19 protein-coding genes and 1 pseudogene are annotated in these 22,984 nt (G+C 60.5%); 7 read left to right on the top strand and 13 right to left on the bottom strand.

Translation table 11 applies throughout. The annotated features are described in order from the left end of the window. Positions 1-108 precede the first annotated feature (108 nt). A complete protein-coding gene (locus ACN8ZM_RS33125) occupies positions 109-387 on the bottom strand; it encodes a hypothetical protein (protein ID WP_420213103.1) in 279 nt (92 codons plus the stop codon). Positions 388-480: 93 nt separating this feature from the next. Here ACN8ZM_RS33125 and ACN8ZM_RS33120 point away from each other — a divergent pair, with 93 nt between their 5' ends. Beyond that, a complete protein-coding gene (locus tag ACN8ZM_RS33120) occupies positions 481-2,439 on the top strand; it encodes a hypothetical protein (protein ID WP_420213102.1) in 1,959 nt (652 codons plus the stop codon). Positions 2,440-2,613: 174 nt separating this feature from the next. On the opposite strand, the gene ACN8ZM_RS33115 is transcribed toward ACN8ZM_RS33120, so the two are convergent. Both ACN8ZM_RS33115 and ACN8ZM_RS33110 read right to left on the bottom strand, forming a co-directional pair. Continuing rightward, positions 2,614-3,780, bottom strand: a complete 1,167-nt coding sequence (locus ACN8ZM_RS33115) for a porin (protein ID WP_043184291.1) — start codon at positions 3,778-3,780, stop codon at positions 2,614-2,616. 215 nt (positions 3,781-3,995) lie between these two features. Then, positions 3,996-4,488: pseudogene (locus tag ACN8ZM_RS33110) on the bottom strand (cupin domain-containing protein). A 670-nt stretch (positions 4,489-5,158) separates the two neighbouring features. Between ACN8ZM_RS33110 and ACN8ZM_RS33105 the strand changes: the two are divergent. Beyond that, entirely contained in the window at positions 5,159-6,604 is a 1,446-nt protein-coding gene (locus ACN8ZM_RS33105; RefSeq protein ID WP_420213101.1) for a methylenetetrahydrofolate reductase C-terminal domain-containing protein, read from the top strand. Between the two features lie 219 nt (positions 6,605-6,823). Here the strand turns inward: ACN8ZM_RS33105 and ACN8ZM_RS33100 are convergent, their stop codons facing one another. The 5 genes from ACN8ZM_RS33100 to ACN8ZM_RS33080 form a co-directional block, all read right to left on the bottom strand. Continuing rightward, positions 6,824-7,333 carry a flavin reductase family protein gene (locus tag ACN8ZM_RS33100; protein WP_420213100.1) on the bottom strand — a complete coding sequence of 170 codons (510 nt, stop codon included), beginning with the start codon at positions 7,331-7,333 and terminating at the stop codon, positions 6,824-6,826. A gap of 525 nt (positions 7,334-7,858) precedes the next feature. Further along, positions 7,859-8,887, bottom strand: a complete 1,029-nt coding sequence (locus ACN8ZM_RS33095) for a methionine synthase (RefSeq protein WP_420213099.1) — start codon at positions 8,885-8,887, stop codon at positions 7,859-7,861. Between the two features lie 27 nt (positions 8,888-8,914). Continuing rightward, positions 8,915-9,898 carry a DUF1852 domain-containing protein gene (locus tag ACN8ZM_RS33090; protein ID WP_089454454.1) on the bottom strand — a complete coding sequence of 328 codons (984 nt, stop codon included), beginning with the start codon at positions 9,896-9,898 and terminating at the stop codon, positions 8,915-8,917. 695 nt (positions 9,899-10,593) lie between these two features. Further along, a complete protein-coding gene (locus tag ACN8ZM_RS33085) occupies positions 10,594-11,265 on the bottom strand; it encodes an epoxyqueuosine reductase QueH (RefSeq protein ID WP_420213098.1) in 672 nt (223 codons plus the stop codon). A 189-nt stretch (positions 11,266-11,454) separates the two neighbouring features. Continuing rightward, positions 11,455-12,348: a LysR family transcriptional regulator gene (locus ACN8ZM_RS33080; RefSeq protein WP_420213097.1), complete on the bottom strand. Its 894-nt coding sequence runs from the start codon at positions 12,346-12,348 to the stop codon at positions 11,455-11,457. A 106-nt stretch (positions 12,349-12,454) separates the two neighbouring features. On the opposite strand from ACN8ZM_RS33080, the gene ACN8ZM_RS33075 reads away from it, so the two are divergent. Continuing rightward, complete coding sequence (locus ACN8ZM_RS33075; protein ID WP_205821427.1) at positions 12,455-13,063, top strand: short chain dehydrogenase; 609 nt, start codon at positions 12,455-12,457, stop codon at positions 13,061-13,063. A 114-nt stretch (positions 13,064-13,177) separates the two neighbouring features. Here ACN8ZM_RS33075 and ACN8ZM_RS33070 read toward each other — a convergent pair whose 3' ends face one another. Then, positions 13,178-13,879, bottom strand: coding sequence for a TetR/AcrR family transcriptional regulator (locus ACN8ZM_RS33070; protein WP_043184547.1), 702 nt, complete (start codon positions 13,877-13,879; stop codon positions 13,178-13,180). Between the two features lie 178 nt (positions 13,880-14,057). On the opposite strand from ACN8ZM_RS33070, the gene ACN8ZM_RS33065 reads away from it, so the two are divergent. Next, entirely contained in the window at positions 14,058-14,885 is an 828-nt protein-coding gene (locus tag ACN8ZM_RS33065; protein WP_420213096.1) for a cyclase family protein, read from the top strand. A 13-nt stretch (positions 14,886-14,898) separates the two neighbouring features. Beyond that, a complete protein-coding gene (gene fahA / locus ACN8ZM_RS33060; RefSeq protein WP_420213095.1) occupies positions 14,899-16,221 on the top strand; it encodes a fumarylacetoacetase in 1,323 nt (440 codons plus the stop codon). Positions 16,222-16,424: 203 nt separating this feature from the next. Here the strand turns inward: fahA and ACN8ZM_RS33055 are convergent, their stop codons facing one another. After that, complete coding sequence (locus tag ACN8ZM_RS33055) at positions 16,425-17,507, bottom strand: porin (RefSeq protein ID WP_420213334.1); 1,083 nt, start codon at positions 17,505-17,507, stop codon at positions 16,425-16,427. Positions 17,508-17,886: 379 nt separating this feature from the next. Next, on the bottom strand, positions 17,887-18,600 hold the full coding sequence (locus ACN8ZM_RS33050; RefSeq protein WP_420213094.1) for a hypothetical protein: 714 nt from the start codon (positions 18,598-18,600) through the stop codon (positions 17,887-17,889). A gap of 177 nt (positions 18,601-18,777) precedes the next feature. Here ACN8ZM_RS33050 and ACN8ZM_RS33045 point away from each other — a divergent pair, with 177 nt between their 5' ends. After that, the gene (locus ACN8ZM_RS33045) at positions 18,778-19,380 is read left to right on the top strand and encodes a TetR/AcrR family transcriptional regulator (protein WP_420213093.1); all 603 of its coding nucleotides are present in this window, start codon (positions 18,778-18,780) and stop codon (positions 19,378-19,380) included. Positions 19,381-19,804: 424 nt separating this feature from the next. On the opposite strand, the gene ACN8ZM_RS33040 is transcribed toward ACN8ZM_RS33045, so the two are convergent. Beyond that, positions 19,805-20,728 (bottom strand): LysR family transcriptional regulator, encoded by a 924-nt coding sequence (locus ACN8ZM_RS33040; protein WP_420213092.1) that lies wholly within the window; start codon positions 20,726-20,728, stop codon positions 19,805-19,807. 67 nt (positions 20,729-20,795) lie between these two features. On the opposite strand from ACN8ZM_RS33040, the gene ACN8ZM_RS33035 reads away from it, so the two are divergent. Further along, positions 20,796-21,413: a LysE family translocator gene (locus tag ACN8ZM_RS33035; protein ID WP_043184544.1), complete on the top strand. Its 618-nt coding sequence runs from the start codon at positions 20,796-20,798 to the stop codon at positions 21,411-21,413. Between the two features lie 67 nt (positions 21,414-21,480). On the opposite strand, the gene ACN8ZM_RS33030 is transcribed toward ACN8ZM_RS33035, so the two are convergent. Continuing rightward, positions 21,481-22,956: a coniferyl aldehyde dehydrogenase gene (locus ACN8ZM_RS33030; protein WP_420213091.1), complete on the bottom strand. Its 1,476-nt coding sequence runs from the start codon at positions 22,954-22,956 to the stop codon at positions 21,481-21,483. Positions 22,957-22,984 lie beyond the last annotated feature (28 nt).

Raw genomic sequence — 22,984 nt, 5'->3', positions numbered from 1 at the left:
CTCCGCAACGCCCCCCATGAGCGACGCGCTGTCGACGCGCACGTGAAAGCCATCGCTCTGCCAACGTCAAACGGCGTCGATCCGGTGACAGTCGACCCAACGTTGCCGTCAGGGAAATTCGGCGGCGTGGTCGCGCCAGTCAAATGCAGGATCCCAGCAATCGCCTCGATAACCGCCCGGTCGTAGCATCGACTTGTGTGTAGAAATCGACGTGAAATTTTCCTTTTCTGTGAAAATCACATCTGCACACTGCAGGTTCTCAACCATCAACGGGGAACCGCCATGAAACGCAGCGAAGCCAATCACAAGGCCAACCAGAACAATCCAAACAACAAGGCTCATCAGCAAGCGAGGGACAACACGGCCAATCAGCGCAATCCGCAGCATCGAGCGTATCAGCAAAGCCGGCGTGATGGAAAGCCGGACACCAATCGATAAATGCGGAACCGGGGGTACGCGCCCTCGTTTCACGGAGGCTCTATGGCGAATAAAAAAGATCCGAATGGCGTTATCGCGACGATCGAACGATTGACCGGCCAAGTACCGTGCCCGGACGGCCAGCGCAATGCCCTGACCAAGTACCTCAGGGAAGGAGCGCTTTTCGAAAGCGATCGCAATGCGCCCGAGAAGCGACAGGGGAAACTGGAGAGGGCAAAAACCGACACGTTGGTAATGAACCTCCTCAACCTCGACGAGATATTTGTCGGCAGCACACAAGCCGTGCGCAAGATCGTGTTGGGCGAATTCTCGGATGCCGAATTGACCACGCTGCTGGAGTCCGCCGCTGACAACCTGCGTCGACGCCGTGATGCCTACGATTACTGGGCACGGCGCATGGACGCGCTGGGCACCCTGCTCGTTGATGAAAAGCCGGATCTGAGAACGGTGCGCATCGCCGATGCGCTTCGATCAGTGCCGGAACCAATCGAGTCACGCGGAGCGTCTCCATTCGCACTGCATGCAGTTCAGCGCCTCGAGCACCTGGAGGAGCGCGGGCGCCTCGGCTCCCCCTCGGCTAACGATCTGACCGAGCAGGCCGACGCCTACTTTGCGCTCGGCGACCATCTAACCGCGAACGAAAAAGCGACACGTGCGGTCGAGGTCGATCCGAAGCAATCGAGGGCATGGTTCATCCGCGTGCTGGTTCTGCTGCACCAGCGCAAAGCCGCTATCCGCCTCATGCAGCGTCATGAAATCAACGCGATGGAACTGGCCGAGCCGATGTCTGCGCACGAGACGATGGAGCACGACCTGGCCGAGGACGCAGGTTCGAGAGCCTATGAAATTCAGGTTGCCTTGAACGAAGTCGTCCCGCGCGCTCTGCTGAACTGGCCCAAAATGGAAGACGGTTCGCTATCGTACGAGCACGTGGAACAACTGAGCATAATCCGCAATTTGTTCGTCGACGCCGTGTTTTCGAAAGTCGCTCGCCTGTACGGGACGTTACTGGACTCAGTGCCTGCAACCGTCGTGACGAGTTCGTCGCGAAGGCGACCTTGCGACTACTGGCGGAAGGAAGAACTCGATAGCGGGGAAGCTCCAGTCCTGACCACGTTTGAACGACAGGCGCTCGCACTTTTGCTTGATGAGCGTCGGCGTCACGCTGGACGCTATACCGAGATGCACACCTCTATGGATACCGCACGCGAATTCAGGCTGCTCCATTTGAGTTGGGCACTGCGGCTCGACGGTTACAAAGCTCAGTGGGAGAATCTCCGCCAGCGGTTTGTGTTCTGGAAATCGGTCGACTTCAGGCAGCACATCCTGTCTGACAACACACTGATTCGCCTCTGGCAATTCCACGCGGTGAATATTCACGGCTTGAGCGGCGTCCTCGACTCACTGGATCAGTGGCATGCCAAGTCGCTGGCGGAACGAAAGACACGCAGCGACTCACTCGCACTGCAGACACTGGCCTACTTGTTCCATGATTGTCTTGTGCGCGGCGAACTCGCTCAATGTGCGGACATCGCGCTACACGCTCAGTCGCTGACTGACGAATCGACCGGCATCAGCGGCTACGGGAAAGTCCGCATGAGCAGCCCGGACGACGATTCGACGGAGATGCCCATCGGCTGCAAACGATATTGGAAATATCTGGAAGCACTCGCGGTAGTCTTGATGCCGCCCACGCAGTTCACCGATCGAGCGTTATCCGTGCTGCTGGAGGCGGAGCGGTGGATGGCCGACTTCCGTGACACGAACCATTGCTTCTGGATCTGGGAGGATTACGAATTTCCGGGCGAGTGCGAATCAGTGCCCTACGAGGTCGATCTTCGAGACACAGAGCCGTGGTTGCGAGCGGCCAGAAGGTACATCTCGGCATTCGAGGAACGCGACTGCATGAAGCATCTGCGCGAGGTGATACGACGGCTTGAAATTGCCGAGCGCCCGTTCGCACCTCTGGAACGTACGGTATTTGATCCCGGAACCCCGTAGACACCCACCAATAGGCACAACGTCTTGTATGGTCCCGGAGATCATCGTCTGTCTAGCGTGCCTGGAAAGACTTGTGAATCCAACCCAAGACACCAGCTTGAGGCGCGGCTCTACTGGCAGAACCCCTCGTTGCCGGAGTAATGCATCCATTACCCCGGACTTCCGAGCCGGTGATCAGAAACCGTGGTACATGCCGATGTTGACCTGAACCTGGTTCCCGCCCGATGCGGTGTTGCCGAAGTCGGCAACCGAAGCCTGAGCGCCCTGGGCATGAACGTAGCCACCCATCGCGTACAGCGCAGTGCTCTTCGACAGCGAGTACGTTGCACCCAGCGACACCTGGTTGATCGACGCCATCGTGCGACCTTCAGCAGCCAGCTTCGGCGTCGCCGCGGAACCGTAGACGTACGTATAGCCGGTCGCCAGCGCCAGCGCCGGGGTGACCTGGTACTGCAGGAGGGCACCCAGCACGTTGAAGTGGATCGACGGCTGGCCAGCGTTGCCCTGGTACTGGGCGTTCGAGTAGCGCAGCCCAGCCGTGTACGGACCAATCTGGTATTGAGTCGCGATTTGTGCGATGCCCGCGCTCTTGAACGCATTGCCGCCGTTGTAACCCGAGCTCGGATAGCCCAGCGCACCGCCGAAACTCGGTTGCGCCGTTGCGTTCATCCACCCGTTCTCACCCTGGTTCGCCGCATGGAAGTAGCCGCCGGCGACCGTCAGGCCACCTTGGGCGTAGTTCGCCGCCACCGACCACGATTGACCTGAACCCATCGCACCGGCCACGCCGCCGAACGAATACGCGCCTTCCGCCTGGAAGCCGTGGAAGACCGGCGAAATGTACTTCACGGCGCTGTTCTGGTTCGTCGTGTTGTCGTTGTTGTCTACGTCGCCCGGGGTCGAGAATGCCGATGCCGAAATGGCGTCGCCCGTCAGGACTTGCACCATTTCCGTCACGGCGTCGAGCTGGCGCCCCAGGCGCACGGTACCGTACTGATCGGAAGCGAGGGAGACGTAAGCCTGGCGGTTGAACAACGAACGCGAGGAACCAATCGGCCCCTGGCCGCCTATGCCACCGGTACCAATGTTGAAACCGTTTTCGATCTTGAATATCGCCTTGAGGCCGCCACCGAGGTCTTCCGTCCCCCTGAGGCCCCACTTGTTCGAACCTGAGGCACCGCCATCGAGGCCGAACCGCTTGTGGCCATTGATGTTCGAGGTGTAGCCGATACCTGCATCGAGCATGCCATACAGGGTGATCGACGACTGTGCCATTGCTGCCGACGACGCTGCGAAGGCGGCAACAGCGATAACGCTGACGTTGAATTTCTTGTTTTTCATCTGTATTTCACTGTCAGGAGTGGTTTCGGGATTGTTTGAAACGGGTTTTGTTGTATTCGAATGCAGATGACGGCGCACGGCCTGCGCGTCGTCTCAAGTTGCAACGGCCGGCGTCATATTCGACAAATCGGCATATTCAATTCGATCATTTCGTCATCCTCACAATTTCATGCGGGAAGGCGCCTTGCGTGTCCACCCATCCGGCACTCCCCCGATTAGAACAGTCGCGGCGCCCCTACCTGGACGAACACCGCTCCCTTGCCTCCGTTGTCGCTCCAGCTATACGGCACCGTGGATTGATCACGTGCCGAGTCTCCTGCATGCAGCACAAACACCTTGCCTTTCAGTTCCAGCGCCACTTCGTCATCGATCACGCAAAGGAACTCGCCCCTCGGGGTGACTTCCGAGTACGTCTTGCCTGCGGGCAGGCATACGAGGGTCCACTCTCCGGGCGAACAAACGTGCCGAATCCGCGAAGCCCAAAAAAACTCGAGCGGATTACCGCGCCCGGCCAAACGCTCCTCCGATGGCATGTCGAAGAAGGACTGCGTCGTGACGCTCAACGCTCGCGCATTACCCGCAAGCGAGGGCGACGGTGACGAAACCAGAACACGCCCCACCTGCTCCCCAAATCGATCTGGAAATAACGGCCGCCATTGCAGACTGATTGAGCGTCCAATTCAGCCGCCGGCGACCTGGGCGAACCATTTCGCTGAGCACCAACGCAGCCGGGTCACGCTTTGCAAGTGCAAAAACCATATCAGGAACATAAATCGTCGTCAAAATTAGTTTGATATAAGTTAATCTCGTCTGATAACCTCGCAACGCACCGGGATTTCCCTGATAGGAACGGGCGCCAAGACAAAGTGTCAGCGAGATCCGCGTCTCGGTTTTGGCTGATCGTGACTGTTTTTGCCAGGCTTTTGGGAAAGCGCTGACAGAGCACATACCGCGAGTTCCCCCACGCTGAGGTGGATGCAGGCCCGCAGTCGGGAGCTTGTCGGTTCAATGGATCGCGCCTGTCGATCGGTCTCCTGTTGCTGATCGCGCTGGTTCCCCACTACGCAGGCGCTGGCCCTCGGTGTACTGCTCAATATGGCAATAGCTGGCCTGTACACGCTGGCATCTCGAAGCTATCCTGTCTCGGCGCGAACCCGTAGCGCCGGGCTTCTGCCTGGTGTGCGCATGAAGGCGCGACGCTGTCGCCAACCGTTGCAGGCTGACTGCTGGATGCCCATCGGACGCCCCGCGCAATTGCTCTTCTTTCATGCCGCCAGCCAGCTGCCGGCGAACCTCGCAGTCGTTGCTCTGCTATCAACACGAGGCCGCGGCAACGACGCCCCTCTGATCTACAAGGTATCGCGCTGTCTTGAGTTCGTTGAAACAGGCGCTGAACGAAGGACGCTTCGTCTGCGTGCTAGAGGTCGTCCCTCAACAGTCCCCTTCTCGCTTGACCGCGTACGAGCAGATCGTGCAACGCGGGCACTTGGCGGGCTGGCCGTTACTGCCATCCTTCGCCGATCGTGTCGGCCTGCACTCGGACATGAGCCCCCTGGAAGGTGCCGGAGCATTGGGAAATCCGGCCGCATCCTTGCTGCACTTCTCCGGCAAGGATCGGGAGCGTGCAGACTTGCTGCGCCAGATTGAGTCGATGAAGGCCCGCGGTCTCGAGCAATTGTTGCTGCTCAGTGGTGACCGCTTGCCAGGCCACCATCCCGGGCAGGGACCCGTGCGCTATCTGGAGTCGGTACCTGCGCTGCAGATTGCCCGCGAGCAATGCCCGGACTGGCTGTTGGGCGCCGCGTTGAACCCGTTCAAATACCGCGAAGAAGAAGGCGGCGCACAGTATCTGAAGGCGCAGAAAAAGCTTCTGGCTGGCGCTGATTTCTTTACCCTGCAACTCGGTTTCGACGCCGCCAAGCATGTTGAAGCCCAGACCTGGATGCGCGCTCAGGTACGCATGAAACCCATGCTGGCCTGTGTGATGAGGCTGACCGACAAACGCGCGGCCGCTCTGCAGACCGTGCCCGGCGTCGTCATCACCGAATCCATGCGCGCGTTGTTGGGCAGGGAGCAGCAGGTATCGCAGGCCTATGCCAGCGCACGAAGCCTCGAGCGTCTGGCCCTGCAGATCGTGGGCCTGCAGCTGATGGGCTATGCCGGCGCGCATGTGTCCGGAGTGCATACGCTGGATGAACTGCTTGCGCTGGAGCAGGCGATTACCGAGCAGCGGGACAGCGTGACCTCACTGACGGAGTGGGACGAACGATGGCGGGCAAGTTGGCAAATGCCTGGGGCGCCCGAGGTATGCTTCGCTCCCGAAATCGATGCGTGGGAAATGGGGCAATCCGACGTCACCGCCACCCGCCGGGAGCGCCTGCGACACACGCTGCTCTCTACCGCACATAGCCAGGTCTTCGGTGGCACGGGATGGCTCAGCCGAGCATTTGGCTGGAGCGTGACGCGGCCGATATGGAAGATCGGCGTGGCGGCTGATGCGCTACATGCGGTCGAGCGGACGGTCAAACGGCCGCTGGTCGGCTGCGATACCTGCGGCAGTTGCCGCTTGCATGACACCCTCTACGTATGCCCCGAGACATGCCCCAAAGGTCTGGCGAACGGCCCCTGTGGCGGGACCCGGCTCAATCGTTGCGAATTTGGCGACCGGGAGTGCGTGCACAGCGTCAAATACCGGATTGCCAAATCGGCCAATCAGTTACCGGTACTGGCGCAGACATTGATTCCTTGCATCGAGGCGGGCAACCGGCACCGCAGCTCGTGGCCTGAATGGTTCGAGCCGGAAGAGTCGACGCCAGAGCGCTGAATCGAACCCCGGGAAATGATGGCTGGCCGAACACCCATGGCCCCATCGAGTCGCCCGCCTGGTAATCAACGCAGCCGGATACCAAGCGTGATCGCGACCTCGGCGCACCTTTTGATGGATTGATGCAGTGCCGCTTCGGCTCCGGTGCCGAGCGTATTCACCGAGATGGTCAGGCGCTCAATTGATTGACGCTTAAAAGAGGGCCGCGGAGGTCAACGCTCAAACCGCGTCATGCGCGGCGATGTTGCGATACTGTCCTTTGAAATACAGCAATGGCTGCGTTGCAGCAGCTTCTTGCACGTCCAACGCTTTCACCTCGCCAATCACGATCAGGTGATCACCCGCGGCGTGTTCGGCGTAGATTTCGCAATCGAGCCAGTGAAGGCTGCCGACAATGATCGGGTTACCCAGCGGCGACTGTAGCCATTCGACTCCGTGCCACTTGTCCGCGCCGCGTCGAGCGAACTGGTTGGAAATCCCGACTTGCTCGTCTGACAGGATGTTGACCACGAATCGACCTGCCTGGCGAATTTTAGGATAGCTGGCCGAACTGGACATGACGCTGAACGACACCAGCGGCGGGCTCATCGACACGCTATAGAACGACTGGCAAGTGAAGCCGATCGGCTCGTCATCAACGTGCGATGTAATGACCGTGATACCGGATGCGTAATGCCCGAGCGCTTCGCGAAAGCTCAATGGCTCGATGGCAGTGCTGGAAAGAGACATGGTAGACACTGAATACTGGGTGCGGCTCGAAAATATCAAGGAAGGCCTGAAGTCGTCAGGTCATTTTGGCTGACTTCATCGGTCGTCAATTGTGCAAGCGGCCCATCGATCAAAATCGACCCGATAGCCCACTCGCCTCTCCGCGCTTGGCCGTTGCGAGCAGCTCACGGCGACAATGTTGCGCATGACGGGCACACCGCTTCGGTGACGACCGGCACATATCGGCGTGCCGGCTGGCTATGCACTCAATCGGCATCCGTGCCGATGTGTGCCGTCGTACTGAACCGGTACGCGCCAGCCACCCTCCCGCGGCGCTACCTGATCCGCTTCGATCGTCGACAACGTCCTGCCGGCCTGCTTGTGCTCGTCGGCTTGATCGGAATCGAAAAGGGCTTTTGCTTCATCGTTACTCGGGAAATCCGGGCGGCGTATTCCAACGGAATCAGGGAGCCCGCTTGAGGCCCCCCCCCTGAAATCCACACGCGCTTCAATTTCCCGAGCACCCCTTCCGACTGCAGCCAGGAGTTAGTTCGAGATTTCTCGTCGGACGATTTCCGCGCCTGCACTCAAAGCTTCCAGCTTGCCTCGTGCGACTGCACGAGACAACGGAGCCATCCCGCAGTTGGTGCAAGGATAGAGCTTGTCGGCATCGACAAACTGCAGTGCTTTTCGCAAGGTGCTGGCGACTTCCTCGGGCGTTTCAACGGTATCCGTTGCCACATCGATCGCCCCCACCATCACCTTCTTCCCGCGAATCAGCTCGATCAGATCCATCGGAACGCGGGAGTTGTGGCACTCCAGCGAAACCATATCGATACTGGATTTTTGCAGCTTGGGAAAGGCTTCTTCGTATTGCCGCCACTCCGACCCCAGCGTCTTTTTCCAGTCCGTATTGGCTTTGATGCCATAGCCATAGCAAATATGCACGGCAGTCTCACACTTGAGACCTTCAATTGCCCGCTCCAGGGTCGCAACGCCCCAGTCATTCACTTCATCAAAGAAGACATTGAACGCAGGCTCGTCAAATTGAATGATATCAACGCCGGCGGCCTCCAGTTCCTTGGCTTCCTGATTCAGGATCTTTGCGAACTCCCAGGCCAGTTTTTCGCGACTTTTATAATGATCGTCATAAAGCGTATCGATCATGGTCATGGGGCCCGGCAGCGCCCATTTTATGGGTTGCGTGGTTTGCTGGCGCAAGAACTTGGCGTCTTCGACAAAAACCGGCTTTTGTCGAGCAACGGCACCGACGACCGTCGGTACGCTTGCATCATAGCGATCGCGAATTCGAACGGTCTTGCGGTTCTCAAAATCAACGCCGCTGAGGTGCTCGATGAACGTCGTCACAAAATGCTGGCGCGTTTGCTCGCCGTCACTGACGATATCGATGCCTGCATGTTGCTGCTCTTGCAGTGACAAGCGCAAAGCATCTTGCTTGCCTTCAATCAACCCCTCATCCTGCAATTTCCAGGGCGACCAAAGCGTCTCCGGTTGCGCGAGCCAAGAGGGTTTAGGCAAACTGCCGGCAGTTGAGGTAGGCAACAATTTCTTCACAGTAGATGACCTTGTATTTTTGATGAATCAAAGAGCGTAGTTAGCGGACCACTGCTCAAGAACAGCGTGGTACGGTTTGATGAAGTGCTCTTCGACAAACTTTCCCTGCTCGATAGCCAGCCGGCTGCGTTCTTCCCGATCATAAACAATTCGAGTTAACGAAAAATCCTGGTGCTTCAGACTTGGCTGATAGGATTTTCCCGCCGCAGAATTCGCATTGTAAATCTCGGGCCGGTAAATTTTCTGGAACGTATCCATCGTGCTGATGGTACCGATAAGCTCGAGATCACTGTAATCAGCAAGCAAATCGCCGGAAAAATAAAAAGCCAGCGGCGCAACACTATTCGGCGGCATGAAATAACGAACCTTCAAACCCATTTTCTTGAAGTATTCGTCAGTCAGAGAGTATTCGTCCTGCAGGTATTCGATACCCAATACTGGATGCTGATTGGCGGTCCGATGATAAGTCTTGCTGCTCGAGACACTCAGGCAGATAACGGGCTGCTTTTTGAAGTTGGCCTTGTAGGCGCTTGAGTTCACGAAGCATTTGAACAGCTTCCCGTGCAGATCCCCAAAATTCTCCGGGGTGCTGAATTCGGCCTGATTCCTGGTGTGCTCCAGCAACAGAACGCTGAAATCATAATCTCGGACGTAAGACGAGAAATTATTCCCTACGATGCCCTCGATGTGCTCACCGGTTTTTTGATCGACGATATTCGTTTTCAATATTTCAATCAACGGGAGGGACGTGCCGCTGCTTTCACCGTCGATGCTCATTTCGACGGAAATGATTTCAAGCTTGACGGCATAGCGGTTGCCTTCAGGATTATCCCAATGCGCCAACGCATTGAAACGATTGTCGATCATCCTGAACGTGTTGCGCAAATTCTCTTGACGACTCGTCCCTCTAGCCAGGTTGGCGAAGTTGGTCGTGATACGCGTACTGTCTGACGGCCGATAGTCTTCATCGAAGCTAAGGCGCTTGATGGCAAATGTAAAATCTTGACTCATGTTGATCTGACACCCTGATTTCCGAGATGAAGCCTGAATTCATCCCTTGGTTTTTCAATGCTTTCCGATTTTGTTTTCTGGCTCTTGCTCAGAAATCTTCACGATATCGGCATTCAAGACAAATTTTATGCCGAGCCATCCATGAATAAAAGTGAATTGATTTCATCAAACCATTAATCATGTTCATGGTCGGGGGTGCAGGTTGGCCTGCTCGCCTCTCTCCTTCCGCACCTTCATTGCGTGATGCAGTCAGCGACGCGGTCATACGACGCTTCATGCCCCAACGCGCTCGCGTCCAGGCGCATCTGCGTCAGGGGCCATCCTTGCTTGCGGGGTTTGACCGCGCCGGCGCTCAGCCCGGCGGAAAGCCCGACGGCGAAGTCATGGAGCAAGCTTGGGGAACGCCTTGCGCGAACAGCGGGTTCATTTACTTCGGATCGAATCTAACGACGAACCGTGAAATGACGCGCGCGAAAAAGAGACGTTCGTCACTGCGGGTCAAGGACCGACGATCGCAGCAGATAAGGGTTTCAGGCCGGTTTCGAGTCGCTTCCGATGCGCCAGCGGAATGCCAAGCGCCTGCGCCATGGCGATTCGTGGCATGCCGTGGACGGGTACGCAGCCCGACCAGGGTTTTGCGCGAGTACGGGATCTTCAAGCCGTTCCGCTTGTTGATCCGGGAACGGATGGCAAGCTCAGGATTCGATTGCGGAGTCGTCGTCGCCGTAGAACTTCACGCCCAGCTGAATGCGTTCCCGGCCGCTTTCCAGACGATGCCGATTGGTGTCGCGTAACGAGTAGACGCAGCCGCAATATTCTTGCTGGTAGAAGTTCTCTCGCTTGCTGATCTCGATCATGCGCGCCGAGCCGTCGCCTTTGCGCCAGTTGTATTCCCAATACAGCATGTCGGGATAGTGCGAGGCCGCGCGCACACCGCAATCGTTGATCTGTTGCATGTTCTTCCAGCGCGAGATGCCCAACGAACTGGTGATGACAGGGACGCCGTGCTCATGGGCATACAGTGCCGTGCGCTCAAAACGCATGTCGAAGCACATGGTGCAGCGGATGCCGCGCTCCGGTTCGTTTTCCATTCCCTTGGCGCGCTCAAACCAGTTGTCGCGGTCGTAGTCGGCATCGACAAATGGAATACCGAATGTCTCTGCAAACCGGATGTTTTCCTGCTTGCGTAGTTCGTATTCCTTCAGCGGATGGATATTCGGGTTGTAGAAGAAGATCGTGAAGTCGATGCCCGACGCCTGCATGGCTTCCATCACTTCGCCCGAGCAAGGCGCGCAGCAGGAATGCAGCAGCACTTTCTTGTGCCCGCCAGGTAACGCCAATGGCTTGCGTTCGATTGTGGTTGCCATGAGAAGTGTCAATGAAATACGCCCGCGTCCGCCGGACTGGGGAGCCCGGAATTATGGTCTCCGCCCGGGAGAAATAAAAATGGATATATTTCATGTTCTCATGAACGACGTTCATGGATCCCGCTGCCACGAAGCATTGAGCTGTCGCATCGACCGGTTGAATCCACCGTCGACTACAGCCCCCGCCCGCTAAGACGCGTCCCGCGCCGCCCCATGCTCAAGCAAATGCGCGACAAAGCGCGTCAGCTTCGGCAGCGGCCGCCGATCATGCCGATACACGACATGAATCGGATGCGGCTCGGGCAAGTACGCTTGCAACACCGGCACCAGCGCGCCACTCGCCAGATCGTGAGCCACCAGCACTTCAGGCTGCAACAACAACCCCGCCCCCGCGATCGCCGCCATGCGCAGGCCATGACCATCGTCGCACGTGAAAACCGGATCCTTCGAAACCTGCGGGCCATCCCAGCCTTTGAGCTTCCACCCGTTACGGCCATTCCACACCGAGTGAGACAGGCAGTGATGCGCGTCCAGGTCCTGCGGCGTCTCCGGACGCCCATGCCGCGCGAGGTAACCGGGCGACGCACAGATCGCCATCCGATACATGGCCAGCGGCTTCGCGATCAGGTCGACATCGCCCAGCGCACCAATACGAATCGCCAGATCGAACCCCTCGTCAACCAGATCGACGACGCGGTTGCTCAACGCCAGCTCGATGCGCACGAGCGGGTACATCTGCTGGAAAGTCGCGGCCAAAGGCGCGACGACACAAGACCCGAAGGTAAGCGGCGCACTGATACGCAACGTGCCGGACGGCGACGCGCGCAACCGTTCGACCGACGTCTCGGCGATACGCACATGTTCGAGCGCGCGCTTGGCATCTTCGTAGAACACGCGCCCCGCATCCGTCAGGCTTTGCCGTCGCGTGGTGCGCTCCAGCATGCGCGCACCGAGGCGCTCTTCGAGTTCGCGCACATACTTGCCCACCATGACCGCCGATATGCCCAGCCGCTGCGCCGCCTCGGTGAAGTTGCCCCCTTCCACGACGGCAACGAAGGTTTCCATTGAACGCAGCTTGTCCATATTCCGAACTGGTAATTAGGAGTGTCCGAAATTAGAGCACATTTATCGCAATATTGGTTCGATGAACAATGGCCGCTCCAACCTGAAATCGAAAAGGAGTGGTTCCATGAAGATCGTTGTAATCGGCGCCGGTGGCGACGTAGGGCGTGCCGTGGCGGATGAGCTCGCGCGCGACGGAAAACACGACATCATTCGCGTGGGTCGCACCTCGGGCGACCATCAGGTCGACATCGCCCGTGACGAGAGCGTGAGCGCGCTGTTCGGAAAGATCGGGCAAGTCGACGCGATCATCGTGGCCGCAGGCAATGTCATCCTGGCACCGATCGAAAAGATGACGGCGGCCGAATTCCACAAGGGATTGCAGGACAAGCTGCTGAGTCAGGTGCGCGTCGCACTGGTTGGTCAGCACGCCCTGTCCGATGGCGGGTCGATCACGCTGACCTCGGGCATCGCAGTCGATGATCCGATTGCGCAAGGCGCCAACGCCGCAACGTCGAATGCCGGGATTGAAGGCTTCGTGCGCGCTGCCGCATGCGATTTTCCCCGGGGCATCCGGATCAATGCCGTGAGCCCGACCATGCTGACGGAATCCATCGACCGGTTCGGTCCGTTTTTCCCTGGCTGCGAGAGCGTGCCGGCGGCACGCGTGGCCATGGCCTATCGGCGCAGCGTGGAGGGGGTGCATAGCGGTCGCGTCTATCGGGTTGGGCACTGACGTTGAGGGCTCGCGGGACTGCGCGATACGTCTCGACGCCAGTCATATCGTCAAAGCATTGGCCGACTGAAACACCATCTGGCACTCCGGTAGCATTCGACGCCGCTGTGCCACTCACGCGGCCGATGTCCGCCCACCCGAGGTTGCGCCAGCGCGAATCCCGGCGGTAATGAAGGTCACCAGATGCTCGGCCTTGCGCTTCAGGGCGCCGGCCTTGATCTTGCCGCCCGAGATCCGCTCGATGCGACTGTCGAATGCACTCATCACCAACGCCCCCACCGCGAACAGGTAGGCCCAGTGCGCATAGTTGGCGCTGTGGCCCGGCAGCGTCTTCCTGATTGCCCTGATGAACTCCGCCGCAAACGGATCGAAATGTTCGGCAACGATGCCGCGCTCGGCCTCGCGCGGATCGGAAGCTTCGCGCGCAACGAGCTTGGCATACGCGAGCCCGGACTCGGTATTCTGGATCTGCATCACCGGGAGCACGAAGGCGCGCACGATATGCTCGAGAGGGTCTTCCCCTACGGCAACCGGCTCACGAAGCAAAGCCAACCGGGTGTCGAGCACTGTCTTGCGGCGCTCGAACAGCGCGCGGTACAGGCCCATCTTGGTCTCGAAGTGATACACGATCAACGGCAGGCCAACCTCCGCCGCCGACGCAATATCCCGCATCGAAACGCCATCGAAACCGCCTTCGGCAAACAGCCGCTCCGCCACGTCGAGCACCCGCTCGCGCTTGCTCGTCTCGACCGTCTGTTGCGCTCCCTTCCCGCCCCGTACACCGGTCGCCTTTCCCGTGACTTCCTTCGCTTGCATGGTGTCTCCGCTGTCCTGTGGCTCGATTGCCGCGAATGCTGCGAATGCCAATCGCGCTCATTACGCGACGCCAGTTTACACCAACACGACACTGACTGTACGATCGTACAGTCAGCATAACGTGAACGATGCCATGCGGCGTCGGTGGTAAGTCCCCCCAAACCAGGAGCAACCGCACATGACACGACGCTTCGTCGATCTTTCGATCTATCTGGAAAATGACGTCATTTCCGATCCACCGGGTTACGGTCCCAAGATTCAGTATCTGTCGCACGGGAATACGGCCAAAGCCGTTACGGCCTTCTTTCCCGGACTGCAGGAAACCGACCTGCCGGACAACGAAGGCTGGGCCATCGAACACATCCAGTTGAGCACGCACAACGGGACTCATCTGGATGCGCCCTATCACTTCCACAGCACGATGAACGATTCGACGGGCAAGCGGGAGCGCTCGATCACCATCGACGAAGTGCCGCTCGATTGGTGCTTCCAACCCGGCGTGAAGCTTGATTTCACCGGCTTCGACGATGGCTACGTCGTGACCGCTACCGACGTCGAAGTCGAGCTTGCGCGCATCGGGCACGAACTCAAGCCGCTTGAAATCGTCGTCGTCAACACGCGTGCAGGCAAGCGCTACGGACAACGCGACTATGTTTCCTCGGGTTGCGGCATGGGCTTCGACGCGACCATGTACCTGCTCGAGCGAGGGGTTCGCCTGACTGGCACCGACGCGTGGAGCTGGGACGCGCCATTCGTACATACCGCGAAAAAATATGCCGAAACGCGTGATGCATCGCTGATCTGGGAAGGACACAAGGCCGGCCGCAAGATCGGCTATTGCCACCTGGAAAAACTCCACAATCTCGAGGTGCTGCCACCTCACGGCTTCTTCATCTCGTGCTTCCCGCACAAAATCCGGGGCGCCTCCGCCGGCTGGACCCGCGCAGTCGCGATTTTCGACGACGCCCTCAACGCAACCGCTTGCGACCTGCATCGACCCGTATAGGCAAGGAGCCTCGATGGAACTGAATCACACACACGACGTCACTCAATGCAGTTGGCTGGAAGCGGCCAACGTGGCGGGGACCGACTTTCCGTTGCAGAATTTGCCACTCAGCGTATTTCGCCGCAGGGGCGTCGGCGAAACCTGGCGCGGCGGGATCGCGATCGGCGACCAGATCGTCGACCTCGCTGCGTTACAGCAGGCGGGCTGCATGGACGGCCTGGCGCTCGAGGCCGTGCGAGCGGCCACGGCAACCACACTGAATGCGCTGCTCGATATGGGGCCGACTGCCTGGCAGGCACTGCGCCACGCACTCTTCGAACTGCTTCGGGCCGGCAGTCCGCACGAGCCGCGCGTACGGAAGACGCTGGTATCACAAGCGGAAGCCGAGTACGCCGTACCCGTGCGTATCGGCGACTACACCGACTTCTACACCTCGCTCGATCATGCGGTGAACTGCAGCCGCCCGCTCGGCATGGCGATCAGCCCGAATTTCGACTGGTTACCCATCGCTTATCATGGCCGCGTGTCGTCGATCGACGTCAGCGGTCAGCAGGTCTACCGGCCGATGGGGCAATACCGCCCGGATCCGTCCGCCCCTCCCGTTCACGGCGCATGTCGCCGGCTCGACTACGAGCTGGAACTCGGCGCGGTGATCGGGGTCGGCAATCCACGCGGCAATTCAATCCCGCTGCGTGACGCGCAACGGCATGTTTTCGGGCTCTGCCTGCTGAACGATTGGTCCGCACGCGACATCCAGTCGTGGGAAATGCAGCCGCTCGGGCCATTCCTCGCGAAGAATTTCGCGACGACGATATCGCCCTGGCTGGTCACCCTCGAAGCATTGCTGCCGTACCGCACCACGTGGTCACGCGCCGCCGAACGCCCGCAGCCGCTCGACTACCTGTCCTCGGACGACAACAGCACGGCCGGTGCATTCGACATCCGGCTCGAGGCGTCGATCCTCAGCGCGCGTCAGCGCGCACAAGGCGTGCAACCGCGTACGTTGACGCACACCAGTTTCCGGCACCAATACTGGACGTTGGGGCAGATGATCGCGCACCACACAATGGGGGGCTGCAACCTCCAGCCTGGCGACCTGCTGGGAAGCGGCACCATCTCGGGCCCGTCATCGGGCGAAGCCGGCGCGTTGATCGAACTGACGGCAGGCGGCACGCAACCCGTGGATATCGGCAATGGTGAAAGCCGCACGTTCCTCGACGATGGCGATACCGTCATTTTCCGGGGCTGGTGCGAACGTGATGGCTTTGTACGAATCGGTTTCGGCACCAACCATGCAACCGTGTTGCCGGCGCCGGCCTCGGAAGGCGATCATTGACCGCACGTCGTTTCGCAACCGGCCACTGATTCAAGGCGAGGACTGCGTTCGTGGTCCTCGCGCCTTGAAACGCCCCGCCAGTGGACTCGCGGTGTCCGCTCGCCGTGCTTGAACACCGCACCGCCATGCCAGCACGCATTCGTGAAATCGCCGCCAGCGTCATCAGCTGGCGGCGATTTCAGCGCCTGTGTCTTTCGGGTGCACTAGAAGAGGTGACGAACACCAACGACGATGCCCACACTGCTGCCGGTTGGCTCATACAGCGCGCCATTCACCGTGAATCCCGTATGCATCAACCCGTGGTTGTTCACGCATGCCGCGGCCCCATACAAGGTCGTTCGTTTCGACAGAAAGTAGTCCAGCCCGGCAGACGCCAGCAAAGAATGGTTCGCCGAGTCGTTGCTGTCCCGCATGTACCAGACGCCTACGTCGGTGGACAGTACCGGCGTGATCAGATATTCGCCGCCCGCGGCGTACACTTTCTCATTGAAGGAGCCGGCGATCTTGTAGCTTGTGTACGATCCCTTCAGTGTCGCGCCTCCCCACCTGTAGCTCGCGCCGACCGTTCGACCGCTGAATTCGATCGTTGACGGGAATGGCGTCGAAACGCTCGCTGAACCACCGGGATTTCCACTGAAGAGCGCAGCGTTCACGACCAGGTCTTTCCATTCGTATCTCAAGCGAGCCGCATACTGGCGCCCCGCCTGAAATCCCTTTGGATCGCCGCCCAGCGCAAGCAATGCACTCGCCTGCAAGCCGGCGATCGTCGGGCTCGTATAGGACACGGCATTGGCGACGAAAATGCCGGTCGCAAAAAAATTGCCCATGTAGATTCCGGCCTGACTCCCGAAGAACGACGCATGCCGCGCGTCCGTGTCGACGATCGCAAGTCCGAACGGCGAGTACTGCAGACCGGCCTTTACGGTACCGAAGTGTCCGGAGAGCCCGACGAAGGCTTGCCGCCCGAAGAAATTTCCGTTCGAGTTGCCCAGCGCCCCGTTGTTCGTCGTAAAACCGCTTTCGAGCGTGAAGATCGCCTTCGCACCTGCGCCCAAATCCTCGGCACCGGTGATACCGAAGAGAGAACCCGAGATCCCGCCATCCGTTGCCGATACCTGATGCGGGCCACTCGTACCCGTTCCGGCGTCGAAGGTACGGCTCACGTACATCACGCCGGAATCCACGACACCGTACAGCATGACGTTACTTTGCGCATGCGCGTTTGACAGTAAGCCCAATACTGCGATCGAGATAGGGATCAGCAGAATCGGACGGATTTTTTTCATCTTGATCACGTTTTAATGTCTCCTCCAGTCATGCAGGACTGCAAAATAATTGAATAAGAATCTGCCTGCGTGCGGCACCCGACGTATGGCGATCAGATGAAGCCGGACAGATCGCCGCTTCGGCTTCGGTCCTCAGTGTGCTGCCTGGCACGCACACCGGAGCGTTGGTTTTTCTTGAATCGCCGTCGGTCAGGGATTGATGTCCGTTGCGACGTTGTCGAGGGATCGGATCGCAAACTTGATCGCACATCCGCCGCAATCGGTTCACGGTACCGATGACACGACAAAGCGGTAGCGTGTTTCCGCTGCTGCTTTGCCGCTCCACCCAAGCGGCCCGCGCCGCACTGGCCCGCTCGAAGTACGCGAACCGATGACGCGGTTATGTATTCACGGAAAGCGCCAACGGCATCAGGTCGCGTGCTTGCGTCCGCGAGAGGACGTACAGCTCGAACCAGTTGCACCACTCGAGCATCAGGTGGTCCGAGTGGCCGTGAATGAGTTCTTCCGGCGCGGTCGATGGCCAGAAGATCTCCAGCCGCGCATCGAACCCCGGAAGCGTGTCCCTGAATTGGTGCAGCAAGTAACCGACGGTCACACCATCGGGCGTCTCGACGCGCCCCATCATCCGATGCGGCATATCGGGTGCCAGTTCGATCGGGATACCGCTCCAGTCATCCAGATGGCGGAGCTTCAGGAGGGCCGGCGACTTCGTATGGCCGGGTACCTCCAGAATGCCGACACGCCCGTCCGAGAGCGGTAGCGCACCGAGATGCTCAGGGTGAGCACGAAGCATTGCGGGGCTGTTCGACCCGCCATATCCCTCCCAGAACCAGGCCACGAACTCCGCGCTGGTGCCCACCGCCACGTGCGCTTCGGCAACTGACGAACTGAAGCGACCATTCGCACGCAGCGACCAATCCTTCTCGTTCGATTCGTGCTCCGCGATCTCCTTCGCGAACAGGCTGACCATGCCGTCTGCCCCCAGTTTCTCCATGAGCAAGGCCATCATGTAGCGCGCCCTTTTGACCTCCATTCTGAGGATGTCCTCGCAGGCCACCTCCGTACCTGACTTGAAAAACGTCACTGCTTTCACTTGAACCTCCGTAGCACTGGTGAACGAGTTGCCATGTTTCCCGACTCGCGCCACTAACGCAAGTTAACTTGCGTTAGTGTTTACCGCATGCCTGCCGGCCGTCGCTCATGGTCGCGCTCGTGGCCGGACCGCCGTGACGACGCGGGCAGTCGATGAAACGATGTGTAAAATCCGCTCATGCCAAAGTCAGCCGAACAAGAATCGCCGTCGCCACGTCGCCGCCTTGGCGGCCGCAGCGCCCGCGTCCGTGAAGCCGTGATCTCCGCAACGATTGCCCAATTGCAGGCGGCGGGTTTCGAGGGGCTCAACATCGGCGCCATCGCCGCGCTTGCGGGCGTGCATGAGAGTTCGATCTATCGCCGCTGGAAGAGCAAGGAAGGGCTGATGATGGAGGCCGTCTTCGAGCTTTTTGCCGAGCACATCGCGATACCGGATCGGGGCTCGCTGCAGGCGGATCTCGTCGCGCTGCTGTCGGCAACTGTGCGCTACTTGCAAACGGGCGTCGGCAGGTCCGCGATTCAGTTTGTGCTGGCCACTTACAACGATGCGGCCGTGACGAGTGAACTACACCGGCTTTGGACGAACCGCTTTGCGGCGGTTCAACAGGTTTTCGATCGTGCCGCAAAAGCGGGTGAGTGGCCGCAGGGGGCAGATCCGATGCCCCTGCTGCATTGTCTGATCGGCGCCGTTTATCTACGCACCCTGATCCTGCACGAGCGCGTCACGACCGATCAGATTCGAGAACTGACGCGTTGGATGCTTCGCGAGCGGAATGCCTGAGCCTCGGGCAATTTCAAAGATCAGGCCATCCAGGCCAGGCGAGCGCGTTACGACGCTCCATGCGGATCGATCGAGCGGGAATTGACGGCCGAAGGTTCACCAACGCCCCCATCGCGCCGAAGCCAACCGCGGCGTTCACGGAGCATTGAATGGCCGAATCATGTCGCTTGCCGTCCTCGCGCCGAACGCAGGGCGGGCGGTCGGCTACCACGGCAGGCCCGACGACTTGCGCGCGGCAATCGACTTTATCGCCGGCGTGACGTGCAGGACCTTCGCACCGGATTCGAGGCAGTAGCGACAGCCATCACGGCGGCCTGCGATACCGGGCGCAGGGGCCGATTGCGATACCTGCGCCGATCTTCACCACGCCCCTTCGATAGGGACGCGCAACGTCTCCCACCCATCTGCGCACACCCGAGCTCCATCAAACCATCGCCCTCAACCACCCGAGCAAATCCGCCTGCGCACTCCCGGCGGCCACCGGTTCCGGCGTCAACAGGCAGTAATGCGAACCATCCTCGACGAACCCCAGTGGCGCGACCAGCACACCGCTTTCGATGTCGTCGCGAACGAGGTGCCACGGGCCGATCGCGACACCGAGCCCCGCGACGGCCGCCTGCAGGCTGAAGTAGAAATGGTCGAAGGTCTGCCCGCGCCCACCCGGGGCCGGCTGGTTCGCCGCTACCGACCATTCCTTCCATGCGTCCGGGCGTGTCCGCGTATGCAATGGCGGAGCGTCCTTCTTCAACGCGCGATCACCACGACGCGTGGCAAACCACGCATCGACTTTATCCGGCCGGCAAACCGGCCCGACCCGCTCTGCGAACAGACGCTCCGCGTGATACCCCGCTGGCCACGCAAAGTCATTGCGTCGAATCGCCATGTCGATGCCGCTGTCGAATGAAAACGGGCCGCCCGCGGCAGCCAGGTGAATGTCGACGCCCGTATGCCGCGCCTGAAAATCCGGCCAGCGCGGAATCAGCCAGCGCATCAGCAGCGTCGGCTCGCACGACAGGACCCAGCGCCGCGCCCGGGCGGCCTCGGTGCGCAATTCGTGCGCGGCGTGACGCATCAGGCCCAGCCCATCATGGACGGCCTGCGCCAGCTTGCGGCCCGCATCGGTCAGGAAGACGCGACGGCTGCGCCGCTGGAACAGCGCCACACCCAGGTCGTCCTCGAGCAGCCGCACCGCGCGGCTGACCGCGCCATGAGTCAGGCACAGCTCGTCGGCGGCACGGCTGAAATTCTCGTGACGCGCCGCCGCCTCGAAGCAACGCAAGGCCATCAGCGACGGCAGGCTGGCGCGAACGGATTGTGAGTCAATCTCACCATTCTGGTCAGAAATCATCGCTTTTCCCGATGTAACGTGACCCATAAGATTGCGTCATCAAGCCATCAACCGCAAGGACAAGACGATGACCGAACTGATAGTTGTAGTCACCATCACGCTGCTGGCCGTGATCAGCCCGGGCCCGGACTTCGCGATGGTCACGCGCAACAGCCTGATGCTGTCGCGCCGCTCGGGCGTGCTCACCGCGCTGGGTATCGGGCTCGGCGTGACGGTTCATGTGAGCTACACGCTGCTGGGCGTCGGCCTGCTGATCCGCCAGTCGCTGTGGCTCTTCAATGCCGTCAAGCTGGTCGGCGCGATCTACCTGATCTACCTGGGCGTGAAGATGCTCATGACGAAGGCAAGCAACGGGCAGCCCGACACACGCGTCGCGCCGCTGTCCGACCTGGCCGCGCTGCGCACCGGCTTCCTGACCAATGCGCTGAACCCCAAGACCACGGTGTTCATCGTCAGCCTGTTCATGCAGGCCGTGCGGCCCGACACGCCGTTGATCGTGCAGATCGGCTACGGCGCGTTCATCGCCGTCGCGCATGCCGGCTGGTTCAGCCTGGTGGCGCTGTGCTTTTCCGCAACGGCCGTCCGCGACCGCCTGCTGGCGCTGCGGCACTGGATCGACCGCACCTTCGGCTGCCTGCTCGTGGGCTTCGGCGTCGCGCTGGCCATCGCGCGCGGCGGGCGCTGATCTGAATTTCCGGGCCGCCGCGCTTCAAGGACACCATCGCGCGCGCTGACCCGGCCCCGCGCCCGGTTCAGCGCTTCGCGGTCAATCCCGCCCGCGCGCCCACCGGATCCCGGCTGCGCCCGAGCAACGCCGCCAGCGACAGATCCGCGAGCTTGCCGAACGGCGCGCGCAGCAGGCTCGGCAGGTTCCAGCGCCCGAGCACGAACACGCCCTTCGCATGGCTCATCGCGCGGAATCCTTCGATGCCGTGATACGCGCCCATCCCGCTCGGGCCGACGCCGCCGAACGGCAAGTCTTCCTGCGCGACGTGCAGGAGCGTGTTGTTGATGCCGACGTTGCCCGACGTGGTGCGCGAGAGCAACGACGCGCAGTCGCTGTCCTGCGCGCCGAAGTAATACAGCGCAAGCGGCCGCGGACGCGCATTCACGTAGTCGACGACTTCGTCGATCGTGCGATACGTGCGCACCGGCAGGATCGGCCCGAAGATTTCTTCCTGCATGACGGTCGCATCGTCGCCGGCCCCGACGATCAGCGTGGGCGCGAGCGTCCGCTTGCGGGTGGCCGCCTGCTGCGGATTCACGCCCGCCTCGATCACGCGCGCGCCTTTGCTGCGCGCTTCGTCGACGAGCCCTTTCAGGCGATCGTAATGCCGGTCGCTGACGATCGACGTGTAGTCCGGGCTGGTCGGCCCTTCCGGATAGAAGCGCGCGACGGCCGCATCGTATTGCGTGACGAACGCGTCCAGGTCGTCTTCATGCACCAGCGCATAGTCGGGCGCCACGCAGGTCTGCCCGCCGTTCGACAGCTTGCCGAACACGATGCTGGACATCGTCCGGTCATCGACGTGCCCCCGCGCGACGATCGCCGGGCTCTTCCCGCCGAGTTCGAGCGTCACCGGCACCAGATTGTCGCTGGCCGCCTTCATGACCTTGCGGCCCACCTGCGTGCTGCCGGTAAACAGCAGATGATCGAACGGCAAGCCGCTGAACGCGGCGCCGACTTCCGGGCCGCCGAGCACGACCGCGACTTCTTCGATCGGGAAAGTCTCCGCGAGCATCCGGCGCATCACCTCGCTGGTGCGCGGCGTCAGTTCCGACGGCTTGAGCATCGCGCGGTTGCCCGCGGCCAGCGCGGTGGCCAGCGGAATGAACGTGAGCGCGAACGGGTAATTCCACGGCGCCATCACGCCGATGACACCCAGCGGCTGGTATTCCACGTGCGCCTGCCCGGCGCGATAGAAGATGCCGACGTGCCGGCGCTGCGGCTTCATGAAGCGGCGCAGGTTGCGCGTCAGGTAGTCGATCGCCTGGATCACGCCGACCAGTTCCATGATCGCGGTCTCGTGTCGCGAGCGATGCCCGAAATCGACGCTGACCGCTTCTTCCACTTCGCGGCGATACGCGAGCACCACGGCGCGCAGCCGCGCGAGCCGGGCCTTGCGCTGCTGCATGCTCGGCGGCCCCTCGCTGACGAATGCGTTGCGCTGGCGGGCCAGCAACACCGCCGGGTCGAAGCTCGAGCTGGATTCTGCGGAAACGGCCATGGTGCACCTCACGAGGTTGCGTCGATGT

It is taken from the genome of Burkholderia aenigmatica (assembly GCF_048627025.1).
Taxonomy (GTDB): Bacteria; Pseudomonadota; Gammaproteobacteria; order Burkholderiales; family Burkholderiaceae; genus Burkholderia; species Burkholderia aenigmatica.
Note: the sequence above shows the minus strand (reverse complement) of the source record. Positions and strands in the feature narration are given on the sequence as shown.

Bases quoted from the DNA above. Each gene is read 5' to 3' on its own strand.
- ACN8ZM_RS33085 (WP_420213098.1), bottom strand. From the start codon at position 11,265: ATGGCAACCACAATCGAACGCAAGCCATTGGCGTTACCTGGCGGGCAC.
- ACN8ZM_RS33125 (WP_420213103.1), bottom strand. From the start codon at position 387: ATGCTGCGGATTGCGCTGATTGGCCGTGTTGTCCCTCGCTTGCTGATG.
- ACN8ZM_RS33045 (WP_420213093.1), top strand. From the start codon at position 18,778: ATGCCAAAGTCAGCCGAACAAGAATCGCCGTCGCCACGTCGCCGCCTT.
- ACN8ZM_RS33115 (WP_043184291.1), bottom strand. From the start codon at position 3,780: ATGAAAAACAAGAAATTCAACGTCAGCGTTATCGCTGTTGCCGCCTTC.
- ACN8ZM_RS33120 (WP_420213102.1), top strand. From the start codon at position 481: ATGGCGAATAAAAAAGATCCGAATGGCGTTATCGCGACGATCGAACGA.
- ACN8ZM_RS33070 (WP_043184547.1), bottom strand. From the start codon at position 13,879: ATGCAAGCGAAGGAAGTCACGGGAAAGGCGACCGGTGTACGGGGCGGG.
- ACN8ZM_RS33065 (WP_420213096.1), top strand. From the start codon at position 14,058: ATGACACGACGCTTCGTCGATCTTTCGATCTATCTGGAAAATGACGTC.
- ACN8ZM_RS33040 (WP_420213092.1), bottom strand. From the start codon at position 20,728: ATGATTTCTGACCAGAATGGTGAGATTGACTCACAATCCGTTCGCGCC.
- ACN8ZM_RS33035 (WP_043184544.1), top strand. From the start codon at position 20,796: ATGACCGAACTGATAGTTGTAGTCACCATCACGCTGCTGGCCGTGATC.
- ACN8ZM_RS33055 (WP_420213334.1), bottom strand. From the start codon at position 17,507: ATGAAAAAAATCCGTCCGATTCTGCTGATCCCTATCTCGATCGCAGTA.
- fahA (WP_420213095.1), top strand. From the start codon at position 14,899: ATGGAACTGAATCACACACACGACGTCACTCAATGCAGTTGGCTGGAA.
- ACN8ZM_RS33080 (WP_420213097.1), bottom strand. From the start codon at position 12,348: ATGGACAAGCTGCGTTCAATGGAAACCTTCGTTGCCGTCGTGGAAGGG.
- ACN8ZM_RS33090 (WP_089454454.1), bottom strand. From the start codon at position 9,898: ATGAGTCAAGATTTTACATTTGCCATCAAGCGCCTTAGCTTCGATGAA.
- ACN8ZM_RS33030 (WP_420213091.1), bottom strand. From the start codon at position 22,956: ATGGCCGTTTCCGCAGAATCCAGCTCGAGCTTCGACCCGGCGGTGTTG.
- ACN8ZM_RS33075 (WP_205821427.1), top strand. From the start codon at position 12,455: ATGAAGATCGTTGTAATCGGCGCCGGTGGCGACGTAGGGCGTGCCGTG.
- ACN8ZM_RS33100 (WP_420213100.1), bottom strand. From the start codon at position 7,333: ATGTCTCTTTCCAGCACTGCCATCGAGCCATTGAGCTTTCGCGAAGCG.